Annotated in this window: 23 protein-coding genes; 11 read left to right on the forward strand and 12 right to left on the reverse strand. The window is 69.6% G+C overall.

Annotated elements, in window-relative coordinates; translation table 11 throughout:
- The first annotated feature begins 42 nt into the window (after positions 1-42).
- Positions 43-273, forward strand: a complete 231-nt coding sequence (locus tag ACSVC7_RS16185; RefSeq protein WP_448203130.1) for a DUF1150 family protein — start codon at positions 43-45, stop codon at positions 271-273.
- Positions 274-466: 193 nt separating this feature from the next.
- On the opposite strand, the gene ACSVC7_RS16190 is transcribed toward ACSVC7_RS16185, so the two are convergent.
- From ACSVC7_RS16190 to ACSVC7_RS16210, 5 genes are all read right to left on the reverse strand, one after another.
- Complete coding sequence (locus ACSVC7_RS16190; protein ID WP_448203131.1) at positions 467-793, reverse strand: hypothetical protein; 327 nt, start codon at positions 791-793, stop codon at positions 467-469.
- Between the two features lie 29 nt (positions 794-822).
- Positions 823-1,740, reverse strand: a complete 918-nt coding sequence (locus ACSVC7_RS16195; protein ID WP_448203132.1) for an OmpA family protein — start codon at positions 1,738-1,740, stop codon at positions 823-825.
- A 108-nt stretch (positions 1,741-1,848) separates the two neighbouring features.
- Positions 1,849-3,432, reverse strand: a complete 1,584-nt coding sequence (locus ACSVC7_RS16200) for a DUF4384 domain-containing protein (protein WP_448203133.1) — start codon at positions 3,430-3,432, stop codon at positions 1,849-1,851.
- A gap of 35 nt (positions 3,433-3,467) precedes the next feature.
- The gene (locus tag ACSVC7_RS16205; RefSeq protein WP_448203134.1) at positions 3,468-4,067 is read right to left on the reverse strand and encodes a DUF4399 domain-containing protein; all 600 of its coding nucleotides are present in this window, start codon (positions 4,065-4,067) and stop codon (positions 3,468-3,470) included.
- A gap of 50 nt (positions 4,068-4,117) precedes the next feature.
- Positions 4,118-4,552, reverse strand: a complete 435-nt coding sequence (locus tag ACSVC7_RS16210; RefSeq protein ID WP_448203135.1) for a DUF4399 domain-containing protein — start codon at positions 4,550-4,552, stop codon at positions 4,118-4,120.
- A 228-nt stretch (positions 4,553-4,780) separates the two neighbouring features.
- On the opposite strand from ACSVC7_RS16210, the gene ACSVC7_RS16215 reads away from it, so the two are divergent.
- Entirely contained in the window at positions 4,781-6,247 is a 1,467-nt protein-coding gene (locus ACSVC7_RS16215) for a mechanosensitive ion channel family protein (RefSeq protein WP_448203136.1), read from the forward strand.
- 156 nt (positions 6,248-6,403) lie between these two features.
- Here the strand turns inward: ACSVC7_RS16215 and ACSVC7_RS16220 are convergent, their stop codons facing one another.
- Complete coding sequence (locus tag ACSVC7_RS16220; RefSeq protein ID WP_448203137.1) at positions 6,404-7,588, reverse strand: DUF2336 domain-containing protein; 1,185 nt, start codon at positions 7,586-7,588, stop codon at positions 6,404-6,406.
- Positions 7,589-7,612: 24 nt separating this feature from the next.
- A complete protein-coding gene (locus ACSVC7_RS16225; protein ID WP_448203138.1) occupies positions 7,613-8,158 on the reverse strand; it encodes a MarR family transcriptional regulator in 546 nt (181 codons plus the stop codon).
- A gap of 294 nt (positions 8,159-8,452) precedes the next feature.
- Between ACSVC7_RS16225 and ACSVC7_RS16230 the strand changes: the two genes are divergently transcribed.
- From ACSVC7_RS16230 to ACSVC7_RS16245, 4 genes are all read left to right on the forward strand, one after another.
- Positions 8,453-9,403: an alpha/beta fold hydrolase gene (locus ACSVC7_RS16230; protein ID WP_448203139.1), complete on the forward strand. Its 951-nt coding sequence runs from the start codon at positions 8,453-8,455 to the stop codon at positions 9,401-9,403.
- Positions 9,404-9,545: 142 nt separating this feature from the next.
- Positions 9,546-9,875, forward strand: a complete 330-nt coding sequence (locus ACSVC7_RS16235) for a hypothetical protein (protein WP_448203140.1) — start codon at positions 9,546-9,548, stop codon at positions 9,873-9,875.
- A gap of 195 nt (positions 9,876-10,070) precedes the next feature.
- Positions 10,071-10,403, forward strand: coding sequence for a hypothetical protein (locus ACSVC7_RS16240; protein WP_448203141.1), 333 nt, complete (start codon positions 10,071-10,073; stop codon positions 10,401-10,403).
- Complete coding sequence (locus ACSVC7_RS16245) at positions 10,400-11,239, forward strand: class I SAM-dependent methyltransferase (protein WP_448203142.1); 840 nt, start codon at positions 10,400-10,402, stop codon at positions 11,237-11,239. The genes ACSVC7_RS16240 and ACSVC7_RS16245 overlap by 4 nt, the downstream gene beginning before the upstream one ends.
- A 176-nt stretch (positions 11,240-11,415) precedes the next feature.
- Here the strand turns inward: ACSVC7_RS16245 and ACSVC7_RS16250 are convergent, their stop codons facing one another.
- Together ACSVC7_RS16250 and ACSVC7_RS16255 are read right to left on the reverse strand one after the other, a co-directional pair.
- Positions 11,416-15,759: a translocation/assembly module TamB domain-containing protein gene (locus ACSVC7_RS16250; RefSeq protein ID WP_448203143.1), complete on the reverse strand. Its 4,344-nt coding sequence runs from the start codon at positions 15,757-15,759 to the stop codon at positions 11,416-11,418.
- A gap of 103 nt (positions 15,760-15,862) precedes the next feature.
- Positions 15,863-17,791, reverse strand: coding sequence for an autotransporter assembly complex protein TamA (locus tag ACSVC7_RS16255; RefSeq protein ID WP_448203144.1), 1,929 nt, complete (start codon positions 17,789-17,791; stop codon positions 15,863-15,865).
- 272 nt (positions 17,792-18,063) lie between these two features.
- On the opposite strand from ACSVC7_RS16255, the gene typA reads away from it, so the two are divergent.
- Positions 18,064-19,890 carry a translational GTPase TypA gene (gene typA, locus ACSVC7_RS16260; protein ID WP_448203145.1) on the forward strand — a complete coding sequence of 609 codons (1,827 nt, stop codon included), beginning with the start codon at positions 18,064-18,066 and terminating at the stop codon, positions 19,888-19,890.
- 104 nt (positions 19,891-19,994) lie between these two features.
- A complete protein-coding gene (locus ACSVC7_RS16265) occupies positions 19,995-20,471 on the forward strand; it encodes an OsmC family protein (RefSeq protein WP_448203146.1) in 477 nt (158 codons plus the stop codon).
- Positions 20,472-20,723: 252 nt separating this feature from the next.
- On the opposite strand, the gene ACSVC7_RS16270 is transcribed toward ACSVC7_RS16265, so the two are convergent.
- From ACSVC7_RS16270 to ACSVC7_RS16280, 3 genes are all read right to left on the reverse strand, one after another.
- Positions 20,724-20,918 (reverse strand): hypothetical protein, encoded by a 195-nt coding sequence (locus ACSVC7_RS16270; RefSeq protein WP_448203147.1) that lies wholly within the window; start codon positions 20,916-20,918, stop codon positions 20,724-20,726.
- Positions 20,915-21,094, reverse strand: coding sequence for a CsbD family protein (locus ACSVC7_RS16275; protein ID WP_448203148.1), 180 nt, complete (start codon positions 21,092-21,094; stop codon positions 20,915-20,917). The genes ACSVC7_RS16270 and ACSVC7_RS16275 overlap by 4 nt, the downstream gene beginning before the upstream one ends.
- A gap of 90 nt (positions 21,095-21,184) precedes the next feature.
- Positions 21,185-21,592: an HIT domain-containing protein gene (locus tag ACSVC7_RS16280; RefSeq protein WP_448203149.1), complete on the reverse strand. Its 408-nt coding sequence runs from the start codon at positions 21,590-21,592 to the stop codon at positions 21,185-21,187.
- 394 nt (positions 21,593-21,986) lie between these two features.
- Between ACSVC7_RS16280 and ACSVC7_RS16285 the strand changes: the two genes are divergently transcribed.
- From ACSVC7_RS16285 to egtB, 3 genes are all read left to right on the forward strand, one after another.
- On the forward strand, positions 21,987-24,599 hold the full coding sequence (locus ACSVC7_RS16285) for a glycosyltransferase family 2 protein (RefSeq protein ID WP_448203150.1): 2,613 nt from the start codon (positions 21,987-21,989) through the stop codon (positions 24,597-24,599).
- A gap of 148 nt (positions 24,600-24,747) precedes the next feature.
- Positions 24,748-25,299, forward strand: a complete 552-nt coding sequence (locus ACSVC7_RS16290) for a hypothetical protein (protein ID WP_448203151.1) — start codon at positions 24,748-24,750, stop codon at positions 25,297-25,299.
- Between the two features lie 166 nt (positions 25,300-25,465).
- On the forward strand, positions 25,466-26,764 hold the full coding sequence (egtB, locus tag ACSVC7_RS16295; protein ID WP_448203152.1) for an ergothioneine biosynthesis protein EgtB: 1,299 nt from the start codon (positions 25,466-25,468) through the stop codon (positions 26,762-26,764).
- Positions 26,765-26,838 lie beyond the last annotated feature (74 nt).

Consider the following 26,838-nt stretch of genomic DNA (forward strand, 5'->3'; position numbering starts at 1 on the left):
CCGCCCAAGAGGATCACCGCTCCACGCCCAAGGAGGCACCCCATGTCCACCCCGCACGCGTCCACCCCGCGCGTCACCTTCGCCGCGACGGACAGCGGCTTCGACCGCTACGGCATCATGGAGGTGGCCTACCTGCGCACCGTTCTGCTGGAAGGCCGCGTCGCCTACGCGGTCCACGCCGCCGACGGCACCTGCCTGTGGCTCGACACCGACCGCGACATGGCCGGCGCCGCCCTGACCAACCACGGCATGCGCCTGGTCAGCGTGCATTGAGAATCCAAATTCCCCTCGCCCATCTCCGATGGGAGAGGGAGGGGCCCACCGCGAAGCGGTGGGAGGGTGAGGGCAAGGTTTTGGCGAGAATCCAGGGAATGTGGACCAGGGATTCTCGGACAGACCTTGCCCTCACCCTCCCGCACCTTCGGCGCGGGCCCCTCCCTCTCCCAGCGAGGCTGGGCGAGGGTTTTTACTCCTTGGGACTCAGCAAACACGACGTGCGGTTCTGGCTGACGATGGACAGCGTCGTTTCCGGCTCGCCGGGGCGGCGGAAGCGCAGCGCGTTGATCTGGCTGGCGACGCTGAGGGAGAGGACGTTCAGGTCGGCCTCGTCGATGATCTTTTCGCCGTCCTGCCAGCACTGGACGCGCACGCGGCCCTTGGTGACGCCGATCTCGATGCCGCCGGTCTCCGGGCCGACACTGTGGCCGTTCTTGCGGACCAGCGTGGCCCCGGCGGTCCCAACGAACAGCGGAACCGCCACAATGGCCGCGATGAGGAGGAGGTGGCGGATCATGGCAGGCCTCCCTCAGCGCCCCGGCCGCGTTACTGTACCGGCCGGAACTCGACGCGCCGGTTGCGGCTGTCGGTCGGGTCGGGGGTCAGGGGCTGGGTCTTGCCCATGCCGGCGATGGCAAGGCGCTGCGGCTCCACATGGTGGACGCGCACCAGATACTCACCCACCGACACGGCGCGCCGCTCCGACAGGGCGAGGTTGTACTGGTCGCCGCCAATGGCGTCGGTGTGCCCCTCAATGACGAGGCGCAACTGCGGGTCCTGGCTCATCAGCCCGCCGACCGCGTCGATGTAGGCGTAGAACTCCTTCGGGATGTCCGCCGAGTTGAAGGGGAAATTGATGCGGAAGCCGAAGCCGTTGGTCTGCTGGCCGGCCTGCTGATTCTGGGTCGCCGCATCGCCTTGCGGGGTCGACAGGGTCGCCGGTTGCACCGTCGGCTGGCGCGGCGCCGGACGCGGGCCGGAGGGCAGCGGAGCGCTCGGCGGGGCCGCCGCCTCCTGGACGTGCGGGCGCTTGGGGTGAGGCCGGGGTGCCGGTTCGGGCTGCGCCATGACGGGCGCCGCCTGGGGCATGGAGGGCTGGGTCATGGTGGGCGCAGGCTGGGCCATGGTCGGGGCAGCGCCGTAGTTGGCGGGCTCGGTCGGGCGCGGGCGCTGGGCGTTGCTGATGCCGCCGCCGACGATCTCGATGCTGCGGGTGCGAATTTTCGGCTGGTCCTGGGGCTGGTCCTGGGCATCGCCCGGCGCGACGGAGGGCTTCACCGCTTCGCGCAGTTCGTCCACGGTCGGCGGGCGCTCGAACATCATGACCTTGTTGCCGCCCGTGCCCTCGACGGTCTGCGCCAGCGCCGGCCCGGCGCAGGCGATCGCCAGGACAGGCAGCGCCACGCGGCTGAGCAGGCGGCGGAAGCTGGTCCCGGAAATCGATAGGGGGATCGGTTGCGGCATCGGTGGCCCTCCCTTGCATCGGCGTGAGGTCGTCTTGCCCCCCTGTTTAGCCCCGAAGGCCGGCCCACCGCTGTGAACCGGCCAACAGTTTTCCGAACTTTCCCCGGCTCACCGCATCGCCGCGACCGCCGGGGCCACCTGCATCTTCATCTGGCGGGAGCGCACGCTGGTCCCCTGGATGCTGTTGTAGGCGCCCAGCACATCGGCCAGCGTCGCGCCGGGGATCGGCTGCAAGTCCTCGGCCTTGTAAAGGTCGGGGATGCGCGTGCCGATCTCGTCCGGCGACACCACGCAGGCGATGGTCTCGTCGGCGCCGGGGCGGTCCATGCGCAGGTTGAAGGGCTTCTGCGCGCCCGGCGGCACCTCCACCTGCCGGTTGGCCTGGACGAAGCTGTCGGGCTGGAAGCGGTTCGGGAAGATGCGGGCGACCGACCCGCCGGCGTCCTGGTAATAGCAATAGACGAAGCCGTTCGCCGTCGGCTGCACCCGGACCACCACCGCCTCGCCCACGCGGTAGCGCGGCTGCGGCCCCCGGTCGGAGCTGAGCACCAGATCCGGCACGCCCGCCGCTCCGGGCGCGGGGACGGCACGCGGCAGCCCTTCCCCGCCGGCGTTCGACACCGATTGCAGCCGGGGGGCACCCTTCCCGCTCTGGCCGGCCGGCTCCGCCAGCATGCGCTGGTAGAGGTCGAAGTCCACGCGGCCCGTGGCGATCAGGTCATGGTCGGCCTGATAACGCCCGATGGCGTCGCGCGTGCGGTCGTCGACCTGCCCGTTGTCCGGCCCGTCGTAGTAGCCGTCGGCGGCCAGCACGCGCTGCACGTAGGCGACGCGCTGCGACGGCGGCATCCCGTCGAACCAGTCCCGCGCCTGCCCGGCGAAGGTTGGGTTCGTGTGGTCGATGCCCAGGCATTGCCAGTAGGGGACGCGGGTCATCTTGCCCAGCGCCTCGATGGCGCTGAGTTCGACCAGCGTGCGCACCGCCTGATGCAGCCCTTCCGACTTGTTGAGCGAGACGTTGAAGGACAGGCCCGCCTTCCCGATCACCGCCCCCGCGTCCGCCCCCTTGCCCGACGACACGACGGCCAGCGAGTTGCTGGCCGACAGGCCGGGGATGATCTGCCGGGTCGCCAGTTCCCCGATGTTCAGGTCCACGGAGATGACCGACATCACCTGATCGGCGGAGATGCCCAGATCGACCGTGGGCAGCGAGATTCCGGCGCTCGCCGCCTCGCTGACCACGTTGTCGTCGAGCTGCGTGATGGCGCCCCGGATGTAGTAGGACGGCGCGCGGAAGTTCGGCTGCACGCCGATCATCCAGTAAAGAGCGTTCACGTCGTCCAGCGTCGGTTCGAAATCCACGAAACGGAAGGCGTTGGAGCGCTCCGACATGCGCGAGACGGCGGTGATCAGCATCTCCTTGGTGCCGCCGGCCACCTTGCCCGTGGCGTCGGGAATGCCGTTGGAGGTGATGAAGATGTCGCGTTTGCCGTGGTTCCACAGCAGCGTGTCCATGCAACGCAATGCCTCGCTGAAGTTGGAGACCGTGCGCACGGCCGGCGTCTTCGGCTTCTGCACCACCGTCGCCTGCTCGCCCGACGTGACGCAGGCCCCCAGAAGCAGGAGCGTGGCCGCGGCAAAGAGCCGGCCGCAGTCGATCCGCCGGCAGCCGATCAGCCGAATGAACGCCATGGATGCCCCTCCTGCACTGCACTCAAGCTTCGCGTTCAGCGGACGGAGACGCGGGTCTTGTCCCCGCCCGGCCGCACGGTGATGGTGATCTTCTTCGACATGATGGGCGGGTCGTGCGGGATGTGCTCCGAATCCCCCACCAGGAGCTGGAGCGTGTGCTTGCCCGGCGGCAGCTCCAGCATCGTTTCGGTCTGGCCCTTGCCGAAGTGGATGTAGTTCTTGTTGTTCGGGATCGGCTCGTCCATCGGCGGCAGGTCGGCGTCCACCAGCAGGTGATGGTGGCCGGTGTTGTCCTTGCGCACGCCGGCCGGAGCCACGCCGAAGTTGCGCAGGCCGAACCACACCTTGAAGCGGCCCTGCACCACCTCGCCGTTGTTCGGCCAGCCGATGTAGACGTAGGCGTCCTTCGGCGCCTTGGTGCGCCCGGCCTTGGCCGCATCGGGCGTGGTCGGGGTGCTTTCGTGCTCGTGGCCGGGGCTGGCCGGCTGCGGGGTGTTCTTGGTGTCGGCGAGCGGCTTGTTCAGCGGGTCGGCTTCCGGCGACGACTGCGCCGCCGCCGGCCCGGCGGCCAGCAGCAGGCCGAGGGCCATGGCTCCGAACAAGGTTCCGGACAAGGTTGCGGGCGCGTGCATCATGGCGTGCTCTCCCTTCGGCGTTGGCCTCCCGGCGGCGTTGGTCTCCCGGCCTACTTCACCGTGACGGTGACCTTCTGGGACATGATCGGCGGGTCGAAGGGCATGTGGTCGGCATCGCCCAGCACCATCTGGAGCGTGTGCTTGCCCGGCGGCAGTTCCAGCCGCACCTCCGTCTGTCCGCCGCCGAAGTGGAGCGACTGCTTGTTGTTCGGGATCGGCTCGTCGAAGCCGGGAAGGTCGCTGTCCACCAGCAGGTGATGGTGCCCGGTGTCGTCCTTGCGGATGCCCGCCGGGGCGACGCCCATGTTCTGAAGCCCCATGCGCACCCAGAACTTGCCGCCGGGGATCACCGCGCCGTTGGTCGGCCACATGATGTAGGCGCGGGCGCCGTCCGGCGCCTTCGGTCTCGGCTTGTCGGACTGGGCCAGCGCAGCACCCGGCAACAGGAGCAGCGCGGCCGCCACCACCATGGCGACTCGTTGCATGGACTCCCCCTTTCCCTAAGAGAAGGTGATCTTATGCTTTGTCGGGTCGCAGTGATCGCGGTTTTTCGCCCCTCATCCTTTCTCTCCCTCCCCGCTGATTATTTGAGGTCGTAGAGCGGCTCGCCGCCACCCCATTTTGCGGGAGGAAGTCCGCCCCATCCCCCTATTCCTTTGCGGGCTTGACCGGACCGCCCCCGGTGCGAAGGTCGAAGAAGGGAGCCCACGCCCATGCCCGATTCATCCCGCCTCGCTCCGCTTCCCGCCGGCCCCGCCGGGGTAACGCCGCGGCCGGGTCTGCGCCGCCTGCTGGCGCCGGCCTTGCTGACGCTGGCCGCTTCCGCGGCGGCGGCACAGCGGCCGTGGCTGTCCGGCCATGTCGCGCCCATGGCCGGGGCGATGGTGGCCGAAGCGCTGGCAACGCTGCTGGCGGCGGCGGCGTGGTTGGGGGCGGCTTGGCTGGGCTCGCGCGTCATCGACCTTGCGATCGCGCGCAGCGCGCGGGCGACACCGATGCCCCGCCTGTTGACCGACCTGCTGCGCGCCGTGCTCTACGGGATCGCGGCGCTGGGCATCCTGGCCTATGTGCTGGGGCAGCCGGTGACCGGGCTGGTCGCCACCTCCGGCGTGCTGATCGCGGTGCTGGGCTTCGCGCTGCGCAACATGATCGCCGACATCTTCTCCGGCATCGCGCTGAACATCGAGCATCCCTACCGGATCGGCGACTGGATCGAGCTGCCGCCGGGCATCGCCGGCCGGGTGGACGAGATCAACTGGCGGGCCACGCGGCTGGTCGCGCTGGACGGGACTGTGCTGACCGTGCCGAACGGGCTGGCGGCCGGCAGCCGCATCGTCAATTTCAGCCAGCCGGTGAACGGCTTCCGCAGCTCCGTCCCCGTCACGCTGGACGCTGGCGTCCCGGTGGCGCGGGCCAAGCGCATCCTGCTGTCGGCCATGGTCTGCTGCGACGACATCCCGGCCGAACCGCGCCCCGACGTGATCGTGGAGGCGGTGACGCTGAACGGCGTGACCTATCAGGCGCGCTTCTGGGTGCCGGACTTCGCGCGGCTCGCCGCCTGTCGCGACGCGGCGGCCTCCGCCATCCTGGAGCATCTGTCCCGCGCCGGGCTGGAGCCCGCCCACCCCAAGCAGGAACTCCAGCGCAGCCGCAAGCCCCCGCCCGACTGCACGGCCGAGGGGCTGGGCCGGGAGCTGCTGTGCCACGTCGACCTGTTCGCCGCCTTCCGCGCCGACGAGCTGGACGAGCTGGCCGCCGGCATGCACCTGCGCCACGTTCCGGCCGGTGAGGCGGTGGTGCGGCAGGACGAGCTGGGCACCTCCCTGTTCCTGGTGGCGGAAGGCGCGCTCGACGTGCGCGGCGTCTTCGGCGGACGGACGATCCTGCTGGACCACATGGGGCCGGGGGACGTGTTCGGGGAGATGTCCCTGCTGACCGGCCAGCCGCGCAGCGCGTCGGTGATCGCCAACACCGACGCCGTGGTCTACGAGCTGGACAAGGAAGCCCTCGACCCCGTCCTGCGCCGCCGCCCGGAGTTGGCGAAGCGGCTCGCCGACCTGATGGGCCTGCGCCAGCGCCGCAACGACGCCCAACGGCGCGCCAGCGCTCCTGCGGCGGCCATCCCCGTGGTGGCCGAAACCGACCTGCTGGCAAAGCTGAAGGCCTACTTCAAGCTGTAGAGAACCCCCTCGCCCGCCTCCGAAGCTTTCCATCATAACGACCACCGATCGTCACCCCCGCGAAGGCGGGGGTCCAGAGCCCCCCGACGACTGCCCGAAATGCCCTGGATCCCCGCCTTCGCGGGGATGACGAAAAAGTGCATAAGAGAAGGGCCGTCACCCGCCCACGGGCGCGAAGGGGATCCCGGCCTGCTCCATCGCGCGGGCGATCACGTCGGCGGAGGTCTGGTCGAACAGTTGCAGCAGAAGATCGTCGACCTCCCGGTCCTCGCTGTTGGCGCAGGTGTCGAATAGGGTGGCGACGGCCTCCGTCTGGAAGCGCTCGCGCCCCTCGTCGCCGCCCTTGTAGTCCAGGGACTTGGCAACGCCGATGACCACGCGGAAGAGCCTCATCAGGGTGAAGGACAGGCCCGCCTTCGCGAACAGCCCCTTCAGCGCGTGCGGCCCGCCGTCCCAGGCGAGCTGCCGGGCGTTCTCCAGCGGCAGCCGGGCACGCACGGCGATGCCGGCGTCGAAAAGCGCGAATTCCCCGGCGCAGAGCGCGCGGAACAGCAGCGGCGCCGTCAGCCGGTTGCGCACCAGCAGGTGCCGCGCCAGCAACTCCACGTCCGCCTCCCCCGGCGTCAGCGGCTTCAGCAGCAGCAGGGTCGCCGCCTCCCGCGCGCGCTCCACCAGCTTGCCGATCAGGCGCGGGCTCAGGCGATGGGTGCGGATCAGACGGGCGCGGATTTCCTCCGACACATAGAGGATCAGCTTCTCCACGACAGCGGCGGAGAGGTCCGGGCGCTCGGCCATGGCCTCGTTGACCGTCGCCACCGTGCCGTACTGGTCGAGCACGCTGTGCAGCGTCGGCTCGGCGATCACCGCGCCGCGGTTGCGCAGAAGCTGCGTGATGACGATGACGTTGCCGGTGCGGACCAGCGCGTCCGACACCGCCGGGGAGACGGTCTTGCGCCCGGCGATGGCCAGCTGCTTGGCCGGGCTGCGCTCCCGCAGGATGTCCAGCAGCAGCCCTTCGCGGAGGTTTTCCGCGTGCCGCAGGATGGGAAAGGCCACCCGGTCCACGTCACGCGCGAGCCGGGCGGCCATATCCTCGGTCAACAGGGAGGAGTTGTTGATCTGCCATGCCACGGCCTCCCGCACCGCGGCCACCGCGTCGGCGGCGAAGCGCTGGAGGATTTCCAGCGCCAGCGCCCGTTCCGTCTCCGCAAGCTCCCCCGCCTCCAGGTCGCGCACCACATGGGTCATGGTGTCGATGCGCGCCTGGGCGTCGGGGGCGGCCAGAAGGCGTTGAACGTCCTTCTGGCTGAGGGCCTTCTGGGTGAGGGAACGCGGGGCCATGCGCGGTGCCGTCCGTGCGGAGGATCAGAAGTCCGGCGTATCGTAGCGGATAAGATCGCTCCACGCCCGCTCCAAACGGCGCAACGTGCGGTAGGTCGTCTCGAAGTCCGCCGCCTCCTCGTCGTTGCGCACCAGCCCCTCGGTCCGCAGCGCCTCCAGGCCGCGCAGCGCCTCGCACAGCTGGAGCCCGCGTTCCGACAGGCGCAGGCGGGCCGTGCGGCGGTCGCGCTGCGAGGCGGAGCGGTCGACGTAGCCCGCCTCCACCAGATGCTTCAGGTTGTAGGACGCGTTGGAGCCCAGATAGTAGCCGCGCTCCAGCAGATCGCGCACCGACAGCTCCTCGCCGCCGATGTTGATGAGCATGAGCGCCTGTCCGGGGCTGAGATCGTCGATCCCGATGCGCGCCAGCTCCATGCGCAGCACGTCCAGGAACCGGCGCGTCATGCTTTCGATGATGCGGCCGAGGTCGGTGTAGACCGCCGGCAAGGCGCCGCGCCCGCTGCGGTCTGCATTGCGGTCGGTGGCGGTGCGTTCGGGCTCGCCCGGCGCGTGTTTGGCGGCGGCACTCATGGCGATTCTCCCGCTCTTGGGTAGGCCTTCATGGATTCCACTGTTCGCTAACGAATTCACTTCCGAACCACGGGGAGTTCGCCTCCCCCTTACACGCCGAGAATGATAAGATTTTAGCTTAATTTGTCGAAACAATGTTGAGACATGGCCGCCCTGCGCGCGGGGGCGGGTCCCGCCGGAACACCCCCTACCGCCGCCCTGTTGCTCCGGGGTCCGCGATGCAGCCCATGGGAGAGCCCACGCCATGCCGTCCCTGCCCCACCCCACCGTCCCCGCCGCCCGGAGGGCCGGCTGATGCGCAACGGATTGGCGCTGGCCGCCGGAATGCTCGCCGGGCTCTGGCTCGACACCACTCGGCGCACGGCGCGGGCGGAGCGGGAACACCCGCCCGCCGGCCACTTCATGAACGCAGACGGGGTGACGCTGCATTATCTCGACCGCGGCAAGGGCCGCCCGGTGGTGTTCCTGCACGGCAACGGCGTGGTGGCCGACGACTGGTCGCTGAGCATCCTGGACCGCGCCGCCGAGCGCTGGCGCTGCGTCTGCTTCGACCGGCCGGGGCACGGCTATAGCGAGTTGCCGCACGGGCAGGCCAGCCCCGCCGCCCAAGCCGCCATCCTGCGGGCCGGCGCGCGCAAGCTGGGGCTGGAGAAGCCGATCATCGTCGGCCATTCCCTGGGCGGGGCCGTGGCGCTGGCCTGGGCGCTGGATTATCCCGACGAGGTCGGCGGGCTGGTCGTCGTCTCCGGCTTCTCGCACCCGACCCCGCGCCCGGACTTCATTCCCTTCCTGACGCCGGCGGTCCCGGTGCTGGGACCGGTGCTGAGCCGCACGGTCCTGCCGCCGGTGGACCGGCTGCTGATCGGCCCGCTGATTCGCCGCATTTTCGAGCCCGACCCGGTGCCGGAGCGCTACGCCCTGCTGCCCGCCGACCTGCTGCTGCGGCCGACGCAGCTGGAGGGGGCGGCCGAGCAACTGGCCGCGCTGGTGCCCGGCGTGGCGGAGCTGGCGCCCCGCTACCCGGAGATCACTTGCCCCGTCTCCATCGTCGCCGGGGACGAGGACCGGATCATCGACCCGCAACATCATGCGGTTCCCCTGCACGACGCCATCAAGGGATCGACGCTGCACCTGCTGGCGGGCACCGGCCACATGCCGCACCACGCCCGTCCGGAGGCCGTTCTGGCGGCCATCGACCGGGTCGCGAAGGTCCGAACAATCGAATCTGTGGAGGTAACGACCTGATTCGGCGACCGTGGATTGCGAATCGAAAAAAACGACTCGGGGCGACTCGGATGAGGGTTGGTTAACAGTTTGGTTACGATCCAAGCGCTAACGTTCCGTCAGAACGCACCACTCAGCGCCCTAAGGATTCTGACCGATGTCCATGGCTGCCGACGTTGACACCATCGAACGCACCTCCATCGTCGCGTACACCCTCCTCAACGAGCTGCACGACGTGCTGGCTCTGCCCAAGGCTCCCGACGATGTGACGCTCGGCATCCTGATGGGCCTGTCCATGTTCATGGACGACAAGGTTGGCCCGATGCGCGCCAAGCGCCTGATGTCGGAGGCGCCGACCATCGTCCTGAAGACGGACGCGCACGTCACGTCGGACCAGATGCAGCGCATCATGCCGGTCCTGCGCGCCTTCGGCGATCACCTGAAGGACATGCGCGCCAAGGTCTCCCGTCCGGTCGACGACACCGTCGCCTGACGCGGGACCGCACCGCAGCGGACAGAAGGGCTCGGCCGGAAGGCCGGGCCTTTTGCCGTTTTTGCGCCGTGCTTGACCGGAGCCATGCTTGACCAAAATTGTGAATCGGCCGATGCTTTTCGCCTTCCTCCACCGGCGGCGCGCGGCCGACGGTCATGAGCAATGGCGGCGGAAAAAGGACAGGCGGCTTCGGCCATGGACGGGCTTACGACAGGCGGGTTTCCGGCGGACTGGCTGATGGTGGTCTGCACCATGCTCGCCGCCGTCGTGGCCGTGGCGGCGCTGGCCGCCGTCGGGTCGATCCGCCGCAGCCTGAACGAAAGCCTGGCGCGCCAAGCCCAGCAGAATCTCAGGCTTGCCGAGACCGTCGCGGCGCTGAACGCCCGGCAGCAGGCCGCGCAGGATCGCATCCAGCAGCTGACCGACGCCAACCGCAAGCTGGGCGAGGAGCTGGCCGCGCTCGGCGAACGGCTCGGCGACACGGACTCCGCGCCCCGGACCACCAGCACCGCAAGGCTTCTGCATTGACCGACATCGACCTTTCCATCGACGGCGACACCGAGCGCGCGCGCTGGGCCGCCAGCGCCGACGCCTGGGACCGCTGGGCCGACCCCATGGCCGATCTGGCCGACAAGCTGAACCAGCCCTTGCTGGACGCCGCCGGCGTGGCTGAGGGTGGACGCCTGCTCGACCTCGCCTCCGGGGCCGGGGAACCGGCGCTGAGCGCGGCGCGGCGCGTCGGACCGGGCGGTCTGGTGGTCGGCAGCGACCTCGTGCCCGGCATGATGAGCGGGGCGGTGCGCCGCGCCGCCGAGGCACCGGACGGGCAACGCCCCGTCTTCACCGCCGCCGACATGACCGCCCTGCCCTTCGCGGACCAAAGCTTCGATGGCGTGACCTGCCGCTTCGGCATCATGTTCGTGCCCGACGTGGCGGCGGCCCTCGCCGAGGTCCGGCGCGTCCTGCGCCCCGGCGGCAAGGCGGCCTTCATGGTCTGGGGACCACGCGCCGGCAACGCCCTGTTCGAAACGGTGGGCGCGGGGGTCGCCGCACAGCTTGGCGAGGACGGCAGCCTCGACCCGCTGTTCCGCTTCGCCGCTCCGGGCCTGCTCGCGTCGGCGATGCGCGCCGCCGGCTTCCGCGAGGCGACGGAGACGGACCTCACCCCCGTCCGCAAGGCCCCCAAGGGCCAGCCCTTCTGGCGCGCGACCCTGGACATGAGTTTCGGCCACCGCCTGCACGGTCTCCCCCCGGACCGGCGCGCGGCACTGGAGGCCGACATCGCCCGCCGCTTCGACGAGCGCGCCACCGGCGACGTGGTCCCCCTCCCCGCCCACGTGCGGATTGTGGTGGGGAGGAAGTAGGGGCGGCGGACAGAGCATGATCTTGTCCGAGAGAGCAACCACCGTGCGTCATCCCCGCGAAGGCGGGGATCCAGGGCATTTCAGGTGCTCCTACGCGAAGTTTTCCGGATCCCCGCCTTGCGCGGGGACGACGGAAAAGAAAACCGGCGCCCTTTTGCATAGAACTCAGTAAAACCTCAGTAATTCCACTCCCACTTCACGCCGACGCGGGTTTCGGAATCCGCGCCCACGTCGGCTTCGGCTTTCAGGTTCTTGGTGATGTCTACCTCGACCGTGGCGCGGCTCTGGTTGGCGCCGATGCCCTGCTCGACGCCGACATAGACGCGGTCGCTGACGTAGCGCCCGGCCTGCACCGCGCCGCCCTTCCCGTTCTCGCCGGAGGTGAACTCCAGCCGGTCGATGCCCAGGCTGCGCCTCACGCGGCTGAGCAGCCCGCCGCCGTTGCCGCCGAAGCCGGCCAGCGAGGCCGCCGACTGGGCCAACTGAACCGCCTCCCCCGCGCTGAGGTTGCCGACCGACTTGCCGAACAGGATGCTGGACAGGATTTCGTCCTGCGGCAGTCCCTGGGGCGAGGTCAGCTCCAGCTTCGGCTGGCGGGCGGTTCCGGTGATGACGACGTCGGCGGTGACGTTGTTGGCCGTCGCCTCCGCCTGCAGATCGAGGCGCGGGTCGATCTGCGGCCCGCCGTCGAACTCGATGATGCCGCGCTTGAAGTCGAAGCTCTTGCCGAGCAGCGAGAGCTGGCCCTTCAGCATGGTCAGCCGGCCGCTCACCAGCGGTTGGCTGGACGTGCCGGCGACGGCGAGGTTGGCGGAGAATTCCGATTCCAGCCCGCGCCCCCGCACGAAGATCTGGTTCCGTGCCTCCACCGTCAAATCCAGCGCCATGGCGAAGGGTGACTCCGGCGCCGGCTGGCCATTGGTATTCTGGCCGTTGGGTTTCCGGCCGTTCCCCTTCGGAAGACTGGCTCTCTGAAGGTTGCCGTTGCGGCCGTTCCCGACCTCCACGACCTTCAGGTCCACCACGTTGGGCGGGGTCTGGTTGGGGATCTGGACCTCAGCCCGCTCGATCCGGATCGGGCCGGCGAGGCGCGGGTTGGTGAAGCTGCCGGTCAGGGTCAGCGAGGCGCCGATGTCCGCCGTCGCAAGGTCGTTCTGCACCAGACGCGCGTTGTCGGCCTGGATTTGCAGGTCGAGCTGCTGCCCGTTGGTGGCCGCCGGACGGATCACGCCGCGCGCGCCGATGGTGCCGCCGTTGGCCGTCTTCCCGCTGAAGTTCTCGATGGAGAAGACGTCGCCGTTGCCGACGATGCGGGCGTCGATGTTGCGGATGATGGCGCCGGACGCCCGGTTCTCGTAGCGCCCGCCCGACAGCGTCACCACGCCGCCGAGGGTGGGTGCCCCCACCGTGCCGCCGACGTTTACGTCCAGCCGCAGCGCCCCCCGCGCCCGGTCGCCGCTGGCGGCCAGCAGGTCGTTGGCGAGCGAGGCGTCGATGGTGCCGTTGACGGCGGCCTCCAGCTTCCCGCGCTCCGGCACCGACACGGCGAGCGTGTCGCGGTTCATGACCAGGGGCGCCCCGGCGCTCAGGGTGATCCGGCCGGCGTTGTTGCGGGTGGCGGCGTTGCCGGTGACCGACAGGCGCTCCTCCCGCCACTGGGCGTTGATGGTGGCATCAATGCCGGGCACGCCGGCCTGCGTGGTCTGCTGCGCCTTCAGGTTGGCGACGCGCACCGTCGCGTCGGCGCGCGGCCGCCCGACGGAGCCGCCCAGCGTGGCCTGTGCGTTCAGCGTGCCGTCCAGCCGCAGCGTCGGGTCGGCCAGCCGGGCGAGCGCCATCGGCACCTGATCCAGCCGCAGTTCCCCCGACAGCCGGTCGCCGGTCAGTCCAAGGTCGGCCGCCAGTTGCGCGTTGTTGCTGACCAGCCGCAGCCCCTTCACCTCATAGCGGCGATCGCCCACCGCGAGGTTGGCCGGCTGGGCGAGCCGGAACGGCTCCCCGGCGTAGCGGCCCTGCAAGCGGTCAAGCCGGACACGATTGAGCCCATTGTCCTGCGCGAAGCTGCCGGCGAGGTCGAGCGCCAGCGGGTCGCGCCCGGCCCCCGTCGCCTCCGCCCGGAAGCCGGCCTTGGCGAGCGTGCCGTCGGCGCTGGCCGTGACGCGGGCGAGGTCGTTGCCGGCCGCCGACCCGTCCAGCAGTTCCAGCCGCGCCTTGCCGCTGGGGCTGCCCAGCGCGTCGGCCACGTCGGCGTTGGCGGTCAGGCGGCGGGCGACCAGCAGCGGCGCGCCCTGCCCCTCGACGCGCAGGTTGCTGGCGTTGGCCGTCAGGGTCGCCGCCTGCTTTCCATTGGGCGCGTCGAGCGCCACCGTGAAGCCCGCCGCCCCGTCCAGCGGCACCCCGGCCAGCTCAGACAGCGCCTTCAGCTGCGGCAGGGTGCCGTCCAGCTCGCCGGTGGCGGTCATGGCGTCCAGCGCCACCCGCACCGCCCCGGTGATCCGGTTCGGCCCGTTCGCCACGGCAAGATCGCTGACCTGCAAGGTCCGCCCCTCCAGCGCGTAGGCGCCATCGACCGCCAGCCCTGCCCCGGCAAGCTGAGTGCGCGCGCTCAACCGTCCGCGCGGGCTGGCCGGCAGGTTGGCGGCGGTCGCGGTCACGTCGGTGGCGCCGAAGCGGCGGCCCTTCACGACCAGCCCCCGCGCGTTCAGCTTGGCCTCCGCCGCCAGAGCGTCGAGCGGCCCGTTCGCCGTGGCGTCGAGCGCCAGCGTGCCGGCCATCTCCGTGCCCAGGCTGCCCCCGACCGGGGCGAGGTTCGCCACCTCCAGCCGGGTCATCGCATCCACCTTGCCGTCGGCCAGAGCGGCGGTTCCGGTCAGCCGTCCGTTGCGCCCGTCCAGCACCAGATCGCGCAGGCGCATCGCCCCGCCCGGCTCCATCGCGGCCTGAAGCCCCAGCGTCGCGGCGTCGCCCAGCACCGCATCGGCCGGCGTGCCGGTGGCGAGGTCGCGCAGCGCCCCGCTCAGCTCCGCCGTGATCGTGCCGTCCGCCTCCCGCCGCACCGGCCCGCCGAGGGCCACCGACCCGCCGAGCGGCCGTCCGGCCAGCCCCGACAGGCGCGACAGGTCGTCCGCCGTCAGCGACAGCGCCACGTCCGCCGTCTGCCCCCAGCCGGCGGCACTCCCCTGCGCGGTGGCCGTGGCCGCCGCCGTGGTCAGCGTCAACCCGTTGATCTGCACGCGCCCGTCGTTGGTGAAAACCTGCGCCCGCCCGTCCAGCCGCACCTCCGGCCCCGCCACTGAAGCCAGTTCGGGCTTGTCCGTCGCCAGATCGCGGATCACCCCCTGCACGGCTACGGTCAGCGCGTCGAGCGTGCCCTCGGCGCTGCCGGTCACCACCCCCTCGCGCCACCCGATCCCCTGGGTCAGGCCATGCAGCGCGGAGTCCGGCCCCGCCGCCACCTCGTAGCGCAGGGCGAGGCTGCGGCGGTCGGCGCCCACCGTGCCGTTGAGAGTCGCCGTCCCGGCGACGGCCTTCACGACGACCGGCTGCACGGTCAGCGCACCACCCGGCGCCACCAGCACCGTGCCGTCCAGCGTCGGCTGCGGCCCGACCAGAGGCGCCGCCTGCGGTCCCAGCAGCGCTGCCACGTCGCCACCGGCCGCCAGGGTCACCGCGTGCCCCTCCGGCACCGCCTTCACCGTTGCGTCGGCGTTCAGGCGCGCCGCGTTCTCCGCGCTCGCCGTCAGCGTGCCTTTCCAATCGTCCAGCGTGCCCTGCCCGTCCAGCGACGCGGCGACCGGCGGCAGGCCGGGGATCGCCAGCGCGCGGGCGACGATGCCGCCCGCCGGCTCCGACGCCTTCAGGTTCAGGTCCAGCCGCTTGTCGTCGGGGTTGAAGGCGACGTCCAGCTTGGCCTGTCCCGGCTGGCTGTCGATGCGGTCCACCGCCAGATGCGCCTCCAGCGACGAACCGCCGGACGCGAGGTTCAGCGATCCCACGACTCTCAAGGTCGCCGCCTGCCCCAGCAGCGGCTCGGCCAGCCGCAACTCGTCAACCGCCAACCGGTCCACCGCCACGCCCACGGGCAGGTTCGGCAGAAGGGAGGTAGGCCCTTGCTGCGGCTGGGGCGCAGGCTTGGGCTGGGTGCCCGGTGCCGGCGCGCGCTCCACCGTCACGGTCTGCGCCTCGATCACGTCGGCCTTGGCGCGGCCGGTGAACAGAGCGGTGGGGGCAAGGTTGACGTGCAGCCGCTCCAGCCGCAGCCAGACGCCTTCCCGGTCGGCGACCGTGACCTCGGAAATGGTGAAGTTGACGGGAACGGCGCCGCCGATGTCGCCGATCCTCACCTGGAGGTCGGGGCCGTTGACGGCGTTCTCGATGGTCGTGGCGATCCAGCGGCGCACGGCGTTCACCGGCCCCCACCCGCCTCCATCGCCGCCGCCGTCGCTGTTGGCCGCAAAAGCCACACCGCTCAGGGCAACGAGGCCGATCAGTACAAAAAACAGACGACGCAGCCCCGTCACCACGCACCCCGTTCCGGCATTCCACGGACGATATAACGGGAAATTGAGAGAGGGGTCCCGAGGGAAGGGGCAAAAATGGGGCTGCGCCCTTTTGCCCCGCTCCTCAAAATGCCTGGCCCAGGCTGATGTAGAGCTGCCATTTCGCGTCCCCCGGCTCCGCGTTCAGCGGGAAACCCACATCCACCCGCAGCGGCCCGAAGTCGGTGTAGTAGCGGGCACCGATGCCCATGCCCACCCGCAGGGGCCGCTTGAAGTCGGGAAAGGCGCTGTCGTAGACCGTGCCGGCATCGACGAAGGGCACCACGCCGATCGTGTCGGTCACTTTGATGCGCAGCTCCAGCCCCGCCTCGAACAGCGACCGTCCGCCGGTCGGGTCGCCGAAGATGTCGCGCGGCCCCGCCTTCTGGAAGCCGAAGCCGCGCACCGACCCGCCGCCGCCCGCGTAGAAGCGATGGTCCGGCGGGATCTGGTCCAGCGTGGCGCCCAGCGTGCTGCCGACGCCGACCCGCGCCGCCGCGACGTAGCGCCCGTCCCCCGACAGGTCGCGGTAGGCCGACCCGTTGAACTGCAGCGTCGTGAACTGGGTGGTGGTGTCCCCGCCCAGCGGGAACCACGGCGTCGCCTGGAAGGACGTGCGGTAGCCCTTGGACGGGTTCAGCAGGCTGTCCGACCCGTCCCAGGCCACGCCCAGCGGCACGCCGACCAGCGCCGTCTGGTATTCGCGCAGGTTGTTGCGCACGCGCCCGCGCTCTCCGCTCACCCCGTAGGAGACCTTCAGCTGGTCGGTCGCCTGCCACTCCAGCGCGCCGGACAGCACGGTGGCGACGCGGTCGTAGGCGGGCGGCTGCTCCGACGTGACCTCGAAGTTCAGGACCAGCGACTGCCGCAGGAGCAGGAAGTCCGGCTTGCGGAAATTGGCCGAGAAGCGCAGGTCCGGCAGGTCGAGTTCGCGGCCCCGCCGCGACCCGGTGCCGCTCGTCCCGGCGACGCGGCCGATGTCCACCCCCAGCCGCAGCCGCTCCCCGCCGCCGAACAGGTTGCGGTGGCCCCAATAGGCCGAACCTCCAAGCCCGTCGGTGGAGGAGTAGAAGGCGCTCGCCCCGATGAAGTGCGGCTTGCGCTCGACCAGCGTGACGGTCACCGGCGTCGCCCCGCCCGGCCCCGGCTCGTCGGCCAGCCGCACGCGCACCGTGTCGAACACCTCCAGCTTCGCGATGGCCTGCCGCGCCTTGTCCAGCAGCGCCGCGTCGTAAATCTGCCCCTCCGTCCAGGGGATCCGGCCGCGGATCAGGGCCGGGTCTATGTCCTTCAGCCCCTCGATGCGGGTTTCCCCGAACAGCACCAGCGGGCCGGGATCGACCGTGTAGGTCACGTCCATGCCGTGGTCGTCGTGGTCGACCACCACGCGCCGCTCGGCGATCTTCGCGAAGGGGTGCCCCCGGTCGCTCATCCGGCCCAACAGCGCGTTCTGCGCGTCGACCACCGCCGGCCCGCGCGCCTGGGCGCCGATCTTCAGGCCGAGGTCGTCCGGCGTGATGGGATCGCCGGGCAGCGGGACGTTGTCGGTGGACCGGATGGTGACGGTGCGGAAGCGGTATTCCGGCCCCGGTTCCACCGCAATGGTGACCTTCACCGGCTTCCGGTCGGCGTCCACACGGATGTCGAGCGTGGCGTCGTAGTAGCCGGCGGAGCGCAGCGCCGTCGCCAGCCTCTCCCGGTCGTCGCCGGCCCGGCGCTCCAGCCCCAGCACCGACGGCGGCGGGTCGTCCTTCAGGCTGACCAGCGAGGAGGTATCGCGCAGCAGGGTGCGCAGGCCGTCCTCCACGCCGGTGATGTCCACCTCGTAGGGAACCTTCGGCCCCGCCTCGGGCTGCGCCGATCCTTCAGCAGAAGGAGCTTCGGCGGGGGCTCCTTCGGCGGGCGGGGGGGCGGTTTCGGCATCCTGCGCCCGCACCGGACCGGGCGGTGCGGCGGCAAGCGCACCGGTCAGCAGCAGGGCGGCGAGGCGGGAAGCGGGAACGCGGCGGGTCATCGTCGGTCCATGTGGGATGCGCGAAAGGGCAAGCCAATGGCGCCGCTGTCGCACCCCCCAGGAAATTCCGCATAAGCGGTTCAGCCAGGAAATGGCACCTCACCGCTTGCGTTCGCAAGCCGGATCATTATATTGCGTCGCAACAGTTTCCCCGACAGAGCCCCCCGACTTCCCCTCGGAGGGTTTTTTTGTTGTGCGCGGCAGGGGTGCCGCGGTGTCGGGGCGGCATAGCGAAACTGAAGCCCCAGAGCCGAGCTTAGAGTCCCCGACACATGAATCTTCGAAACGTCGCCATCATCGCGCACGTCGACCACGGCAAGACCACCCTGGTCGATCAGCTCCTGAAGCAGGCCGGTTCGTTCCGCGAGAACCAGCAAGTCGCCGAACGCGCCATGGACTCCAACGATCTGGAGCGCGAGCGCGGCATCACCATCCTGGCCAAGTGCACGTCGGTCCTGTGGAACGACCTGCGCATCAACATTGTCGACACCCCGGGCCACGCCGATTTCGGCGGCGAGGTGGAGCGCATCCTCTCCATGGTCGACGGCGTCGTCCTGCTCTGCGACGCGGCCGAGGGGCCGCTGCCGCAGACCAAGTTCGTGCTGGGCAAGGCCCTGAAGCTCGGCCTGCGCCCGATCGTCGTCATCAACAAGGTGGACCGTCCCGACGGCCGTCCGCACGAGGTGCATGACGAGGTGTTCGACCTCTTCGCCTCGCTCGACGCCTCGAACGAGCAGCTGGACTTCCCGACCCTGTTCGCCTCGGGCCGCAACGGCTGGGCGACCACGGACCTGGAGAACGGCGCCCGCGAGACGCTGACCCCGCTGTTCGAGCTGATCCGCGACCATGTCCCGGCCCCGAAGGTCGAGGAAGACCTGCCCTTCACCATGCTGGCGACCACGCTGGAAGCGAACCCGTACCTGGGCCGCATCCTGACCGGCCGCATCCAGACGGGGTCGGTCAAGGTCAACATGGCCGTCAAGTCGATGAGCCGCGACGGCAAGCTGGTCGAGAATGCCCGCATCAGCAAGGTGCTGGCCTTCCGCGGGCTGGAGCGCGTTCCGGTGGACGAGGCGCATGCCGGCGACATCGTCGCGCTGGCCGGCCTGACCAACACCACCGTCGCCGACACCATCTGCGCGCCGGAAGTGTCTGAGCCGCTGGCCGCCCAGCCGATCGACCCGCCGACCCTGGCGATGACCTTCTCGGTCAACGACAGCCCGCTGGCCGGCCGCGAGGGCGACAAGGTCACCAGCCGCATGATCCGTGACCGCCTGATGCGCGAAGCGGAAGGCAACGTGGCGCTGCGCGTCACCGACACCGAGGGCGGCGACGCCTTCGAGGTGGCCGGCCGCGGCGAGCTGCAGCTGGGCATCCTGATCGAGACCATGCGCCGCGAGGGGTATGAGCTGGCGATCAGCCGTCCGCGCGTGCTGTTCAAGTCCGACCCGCTGAACGGCCAGCGCCTGGAGCCGATCGAGGAAGTCGTCGTCGACGTGGACGAGGAGTTCTCGGGCACCGTCGTCCAGAAGATGGCCGAGCGCAAGGCCGACCTGATCGAGATGCGCCCGTCGGGCGGCGGCAAGACCCGCATCGTCTTCCACGCCCCGTCGCGCGGCCTGATCGGCTACCAGAGCGAGTTCCTGACGGACACGCGCGGCACCGGCATCATGAACCGGCTGTTCCACGGCTATGCCCCCTACAAGGGTGCCATCGCCGCCCGGCGCACCGGCGTCCTGATCTCCAACGGCGACGGCACCGCCGTGGCCTACGCGCTGTGGAACCTGGAAGACCGCGGCCCGATGCTGATCGACCCCGGCGTGCCGGTCTACCAGGGCATGATCATCGGCGAGCACACCCGTGGCAACGACCTTGAGGTCAACGTCATCAAGGGCAAGCAGCTGACCAACATCCGCACGACCAGCAAGGACGAGGCGGTGCGCCTGACCCCGCCGATCCAGATGACCCTGGAAAAGGCGCTGTCCTACATCTCCGACGACGAGCTGGTGGAAGTCACGCCGAAGTCCATCCGCCTGCGCAAGCGCTACCTCGACCCGAACGAGCGCAAGCGCCACCAGCGCGCGGCCGAGGCGTCGTAAGGCGTCAAGCCTGGGAAGGACCAGCGGGAGGGCTCTGCCCTCCCGCGCCTCTTTTCACCCGGCCGAACTGCGGTTACCCTTCCGGAAAACAACGGGAGGCTGACATGGCCGGGCGTGAGCACCATTATAGCGCAACGGTGACCTGGACGGGCAACCTCGGCACCGGAACGTCCGCCTACAAGGCCTACAGCCGCGACCACGAGATCACGGCGGGCTCCAAGCCAGTCATCCCCGGCTCCTCCGACCCCGCCTTCCGGGGCGACCCCAGCCGTTACAATCCCGAAGACATGCTCGTGGCCTCGCTCTCAGCGTGCCACATGCTGTGGTACCTGCACCTGTGCGCCACGGCCGGCATCGCCGTGACCGCCTACAGCGACGCGGCGACCGGCACCATGGCCGAGGGCGACGCGGGCGGCGGCCGCTTCACCGAAGTGACCCTGCGTCCCCAAGTGACCCTGGCCCCCGGCAGCGACACCGCCAAGGCCGAAGCCCTGCACCACGAAGCCCACGAAAAGTGCTTCATCGCAAACTCGGTGAACTTCCCCGTGCGGTGTGAACCGAAGATTGAGTTGGAGGCGTAAAACCCCCTCGCCCGCCTCCGGCTCTCAGCGAATGCCGCAGGCATTCGCCTGACGCCGTCAGCGCAAGCTTCGCTTGCGCGAGAGGCGGGAGAGGGAAGGGCCAGCGCCAAAGGCGCGGGGAGGGTGAGGGCAAGGTCAGCCCAAGAATCCTGGCAATGCACAGCAAGGCCTGCCCGAGAAACCTTGCCCTCACCCTTCCCACTTCGTGAGCCCCTTCCCTCTCCCAGCGGGGCTGGGCGAGGGGGTAATAACTCACTCCCTCAAACCCTTCCTCTTGACCTCGTCCTTCTCGCCCAGCTCATCGAACTTTTCCTGGACCGGCTTGTCCGGATCGCCAGACGCCTTGCCGGTTTCCTCGACGAGCTTGTCTTCGATCCGCTGGGCGGATTCGGACGGGGCGTCGTCCTTGCGGCGCCCCCGCTCGTCCCCCCGGCCGTTCGGGGTCATGTGCGGTTTCCCCGAAGGACGTCCTTCACCTTGCCGATGAACTTGTCGACCTTGCCCTCGGCCTTGTCGGCGCGGCCTTCGTCCTTCAGGTTCTGGTCGCCGGTCAGGTCGCCGGCCTGCTTCTTCGCTTCGCCCTTCAGCTCCTTGCCGGCCCCGGTGATGCGGTCGGAATTCATGACAGCCCCTCCTGCGTGGAATGATTCCTGTTCCATCAACAGAAGGAGGCCGCCGAACGTCACGGCACCGCTTTCCCGGAGCGGCCAGCCTCAATTTTCGCCCAACACGCCGCGAAGCTTTTCAACGAGCGTGTCGCGCTCCGCCGGGTCGTAGGGCTCGGCGAAGCCGGAACCCCAGACCGGCCCCGGCCAGGCCGGGTCGGACCGGGTGCGGGCGATCACGTGGACGTGCAGTTGCGGAACCATGTTGCCGAGCGCGCCGACGTTGATCTTGTCCGGCCGGAACAGCCCCTCCAGCGCCTGCGACGCGCGCGCGATCTCGTCCATCAGCCGGTGGCGCGCGGCCTCGTCGAGCTGGTGGATCTCGGTCAGGCCGGGACGCGCCGGAACCAGGATCAGCCACGGCCAGACCCGGTTGTTCATCAGCAGCACGCGGCTGAGCGCAAGCTCGATGACGGGCGTGGTGTCGGCCGCGAGACGCTCATGCAGATGGAACATGCTTTCACCTTGCTGTGTCTTACGACGTCGGGAATAAACGCAAGGCCGGGGTGTTCGCCAGGCCATGGTTGCGGGACTAGGAAAAATGTATAAACTACCCGACGATCTTTATTCGGTCCGGCGGAGTTCTACAGAAACACCGCATGCATCGGGAAGATCGTTGCGCTCCGCCCCGCCGGAAAAGGCGACGGACCGGGGCGGACGGGCTTCGCGACGGGACCACGAACGTCCAGCAGTCGGGGTGGTTTAGGGTTCGGTCCGAAGGCGGTGTCGGGGCGGCGGTGCCGCTCGTGCGCCGTCCAAGGAGTTCGCAAGCCCAAGCGATTGGGACAGGGCGGCCAGGGGCGGAGCGATCCGGCCAAGCCGCGAGATGAGCGGGAAAAGAAAGACGGTCATGCGCAAGTCGGCGATCGCGGCTCTTCTTCTGGTGATCCTCGGCAACATCGGGGTGTGGGCGGTGTGGAACCGCCCGGTCGCCGAGCGGTCCTGGGGCGGCGCCATCAACGGCGTCAGCTACACGCCCTTCCATCCGGACAAGAGCCCGTCCAAAGGCGACCGCGCGTCGCCGGAGGACATCGAGAAGGACATGCAGGCCCTGGAGGGCTCGGTCAAGGGCGTGCGCACCTACTCCACGACCGACGGGTCGGAGCAGGTGGCCCCCGTCGCCCGCAAATACGGGCTGCCGGTCACGGCCGGCGCCTGGATCATGGGCAAGCCCGAGGTCGACGAGCCCGAAATCAACGGCCTGATCAAGCTGGCGCGCGACAACAGCAACGTGCGCCGCGTCCTGGTCGGCAACGAGGCGATCCTGCGCGCGGACGTCACCGTCCCGCAGGCCATCGACTACATCAAGCGCGTGAAGAAGAAAGTCAACGTGCCGGTGTCCACCGCGGAACCGTGGCACGTCTGGCTTTCGCACCCGGAACTGGTGGAGGCCGTGGACTTCCTGGCCGTGCACCTGCTGCCCTATTGGGAAGGCGTGCCCGCCGACCAGTCGGTCGACTACGCCATGCTCCGCTACAACGAGCTGAAGTCCAAGTATCCGAACAAGCACATCCTGATTTCGGAAATCGGCTGGCCGGCCGAGGGTCCGTGGCGCCGTGGCGCCGAGGCGAGCCAGGTCAACCAGGCCAAGTTCATCCGCACCTTCCTGAACGTCGCGGCGCAGAACAAGCTCGACTACTTCATCATGGAGGCCTTCGACCAGCCCTGGAAGCGGGAGATCGAGGGCACCGCCGGCACCAGCTGGGGCCTGTGGGACGCGTGGCGCAAGCCCAAGTTCCCGATGATCGGCGAGGTGACGGAGGTCCGCAACTGGCCGGTGCTGTGCGGCATCTCGATCGCCGTCGGCTTCCTGCCGCTCGTCTTCTTCCTGTGGCGCCGTGGCGGCGACCTGAAGTTCGGCGGGCAGATCTTCTACGGCGGTATGATCCAGGCCGTGGCCTCCGTGCTGGTCTTTTCCGTCAGCGCCGCCAGCGCCGCCGGCCTCGCCACCACCACGGAAATCGCCTGGGGCCTGCTGCTGTTCGCCCAGTTGGTGCTGCTCTCCGTCATGCTGATCGACGGGCTGGAACTGACCGAGGTGCTCTGGCAGGACCGCTTCAAGCGCAAGTTCCACCCCTGCTCCGCCGCCCCGGCGCCCAACGCGCCGAAGGTGTCCATCCATGTGCCCTGCTACAACGAGCCGCCGCACATGGTCATGCAGACGCTGGACGCGCTGGCCCGGCTGGACTACCCGAACTATGAAGTCCTGCTGCTCGACAACAACACCAAGGACCCGGCCGTCTGGCGTCCGGTGGAGGAATACTGCAAGCAGCTCGGGGACAAGTTCCGCTTCTTCCACCTGGACAACTGGCCGGGCTTCAAGGCCGGCGCGCTGAACTTCGGCCTTGCCCAGACGGCGCCGGACGCGCAGCACATCGCGGTCATCGACAGCGACTATCAGGTCCACCCAGACTGGCTGAAGGCCACCATCCCGCACTTCGACCGGCCCGAGGTCGGCTTCGTGCAGTCCCCGCAGGACTACCGGGAATGGAACCAGGACCTGTTCCAGCGCATGATCAACTGGGAATATGCCGGCTTCTTCCACATCGGCATGATCCAGCGCAACGAGCGCAACGCGATCATCCAGCACGGCACGATGACCATCATCCGCAAGTCGGCCCTGGAAGAGGTCGGCCGCTGGGGCGAGTGGTGCATCACCGAGGACGCCGACCTGGGCCTGCGCCTGTTCGAGCACAAGTACGAGGCCGTCTACATGCCGGAAAGCTACGGCAAGGGCCTCGTCCCCGACAGCTTCTCCGCCTACAAGACGCAGCGCTTCCGCTGGGCCTACGGCGCCGTGCAGATCCTGAAGCACCACTGGCGCGACCTGCTGCCGGGCGGCCCGCGCCTGACCGCCGGGCAGAAGTACCACTTCATCACCGGCTGGCTGCCGTGGTTCGCCGACGCCGCCCACATGATCTTCGGCATCGCCGGCATCATCTGGTCCATCGGCCTGCTGGCCTTCCCGAAGTATTTCGAGTTCCCGCCGAACGTCTTCATGATCCCGACGCTCAGCGTCTTCGCCTTCAAGGTCGGCGCGTCGCTCTGGCTGTACGAGGCGCGCGTGAAGTGCGGCTTCTGGGACAAGGTGGGCGCCGCCATCGCCGGCATGGCGCTGACCCACACGGTGGGCCGCGCCATGTGGCTGGGCATGTTCACCTCCGGCCGTCCCTTCGTCCGCACGCCGAAATGCGAGAACCAGCCGGCGCTGATGCAGGCCTTCCTGATGGCGCGGGAGGAAATCGCGCTGCTGCTCGGCCTGTGGGGTGCGGCGCTGGCCATCGTGATGGTGTTCGGCCACGAGAACCGCGACGCCTTCATGTGGTCGGGCCTTCTGGTGGTGCAGTCCCTGCCCTACCTGTCGGCCTTCATCACCGCGCTGATCAACGCCTTCCCGAACATCAAGTTCGGCAAGCATCGCCCCGAACCCACGGAAATCGCCGGCGCCGGCGCCGCCGACTGAACCTTCCGGATCGGACTGTCGCAAAGAGCCTCGCCCCAGGGCGGGGCTCTTCTCATTTGGGGGCCTCAATAAGGAGGGATCCCCCACCTTGACATTCCCGCCCCACGGCGCACACTGAACCTTCCACATCCCCGTTGGGGAGGTCGCCATGACCGACGGTTCGATTGGCCGTTCGGAGCCCCTGATCCGCTCGCCGGTGGCGGTCGAGCGCACGGGCAGCGCGACCGATCGGCAGAAGCGCCGCCCGGCCCAGCAGGATCGCCGCGACCACGAGGAGCCCAACCGCAAACGCCGGCGCGTCTACGACCTCCTCTTCGACGAAATTGACGAGATCGACACGCTGGAGCCGCAGCAGCGGGCGCGCATCAAGCAGAACCTGCGCGCCCATCTGGCGACCCGTGCTCCGCCGCCGCACGCGCCTTCCCCTCCGCCGGACCATGACGAGGAGGGCATCGCCGCCGCCCTGCTCGACGACCCGGCCACCACGGTTCCGCTGGACCATGACCACATCGTCCACATGGCGGCGCCGACGCACCCGCATCAGCCCCCGCAGGATGCGGCGGAGAATGCGGCGCTCGCCCGGCAACTGCGGCTCTGCCTGGACCTTCACACCGAGGCGGCGCGGCGGGTCGCCGTCTATCTGCACCTGCTGCTGACGCTGGACGGCGCCTTGCGCCCGCACACGGTCGTAGACGCCTGAAACATCGGCGCTTTTTGCAAATTCGGTTTATGGCTTCCACCGATGCGCCACCCCGGCGGGACGGGGGTTGCGGCACAATGTCCAAGTTGATCCTCCGGCGACGGGCCGAGGCGCCGCCCGGCGCCATTCCCGCCGCGGAAACCCGTTCCCGTGAGGAGGTCTCGCCGTGCCCGACTCCCACATCGCCAAGCACGCACAGCCGTCCGGCGACGCCCTGCGTCAGGCGCTGTCCACGCGCTTCCAGAAGACCCGCGGGCGCACCGCCGAGCTGGCCGCTCCGCTGTCGCCCGAGGATCTGATGGTCCAGTCCGTGGCCGACGGCGCGCCGGCCAAATGGCATCTCGCCCACACGACGTGGTTGTTCGAGACCATGGTGCTGGTACCGCACAGCCCCGGCTACCGCCCCTTCGACCCGGCCTTCCTGCAACTGTTCGCCGCCCGCGGCGACCGGTTCGGCAGCCACCAGTTGCCCTCCCCCGCGCTGCGGCTGCTGTCGCGGCCGAACGCGGCGGAGGTCATGCGCTACCGCGACCACGTCAACGGCGCGGTGCTGCACCTGCTGGAGCAGGTCGGCGAGTCCGGCCTCCAGGAGGTCGCCGAGCGGGTCGAGGTCGGCATCGCCCACGAGCGGCGCCACCAGGAGCGCATGCTGACCCACATCAAGCACGCCTTCTGGTCCAACCCATTGCGCCCCGCCTACGAACAGCTTCCGCAGCTTTTCCCTGTCCCGCCCCAGCCGCAGAACTGGATCGAGCATGAGGGCGGGCTCGTGGAGATCGGCCGCGCCGACGCCGGCCCCGGTTTCGACCACGAAGGGCCGCGCCACCGCGTGTACCTGACCCCCTACCGCCTCGCCGCCCAGCCCGTGTCCTGCGGCGAATACCTGACCTTCATCGAGGAAGGCGGCTACACCACCCGCTCGCTCTGGCTGGCCGATGGCTGGGAGAAGGTGCAGACGGAGGGCTGGCAGGCGCCGCTCTATTGGGAATGGCGTGACGGCGCGTGGCAGGTCTTCACGCTGTACGGCATGCGCCCGCTCGACCCGGCCGAACCCGTCTGCCATCTCAGCTGGTACGAGGCCGACGCCTTCGCCCGCTGGGCCGGCAAGCGCCTGCCCATGGAGGCCGAGTGGGAGGCCATCGCCGCGCGCTGCGACAGCATGGGCAACCTGCTGGGCACCGGATACCGCCACCCCCGCGCCTGCCCCTGCCACGGCGACGGACCATGGCAGATGTTCGGCGACGTCTGGGAATGGTCCCGCAGCCCCTTCGCCCCCTACCCCGGCTATCGCCAGCCCGACGGGGTGGATGAGGCGGTGCACGGCCGCTTCATGATCAACCGCATGGTGCTGCGCGGCGGAAGCTGCGTCACGCCCTTCGACCATGCCAACCCGACCACGCGCCACTATCTCCGCCCGGACACGCGCCTGTCCTTCACCGGAATCCGGCTGGCGGAGGACGTCTAGTCTGGAATTAGAACAATTATAGTTTTGTTGCGCCGCAGCAAGCCGAGGGAAATAACCGTACACGAAGTACGGCT

The sequence above is a fragment of the Azospirillum mesophilum genome, from assembly GCF_053470405.2.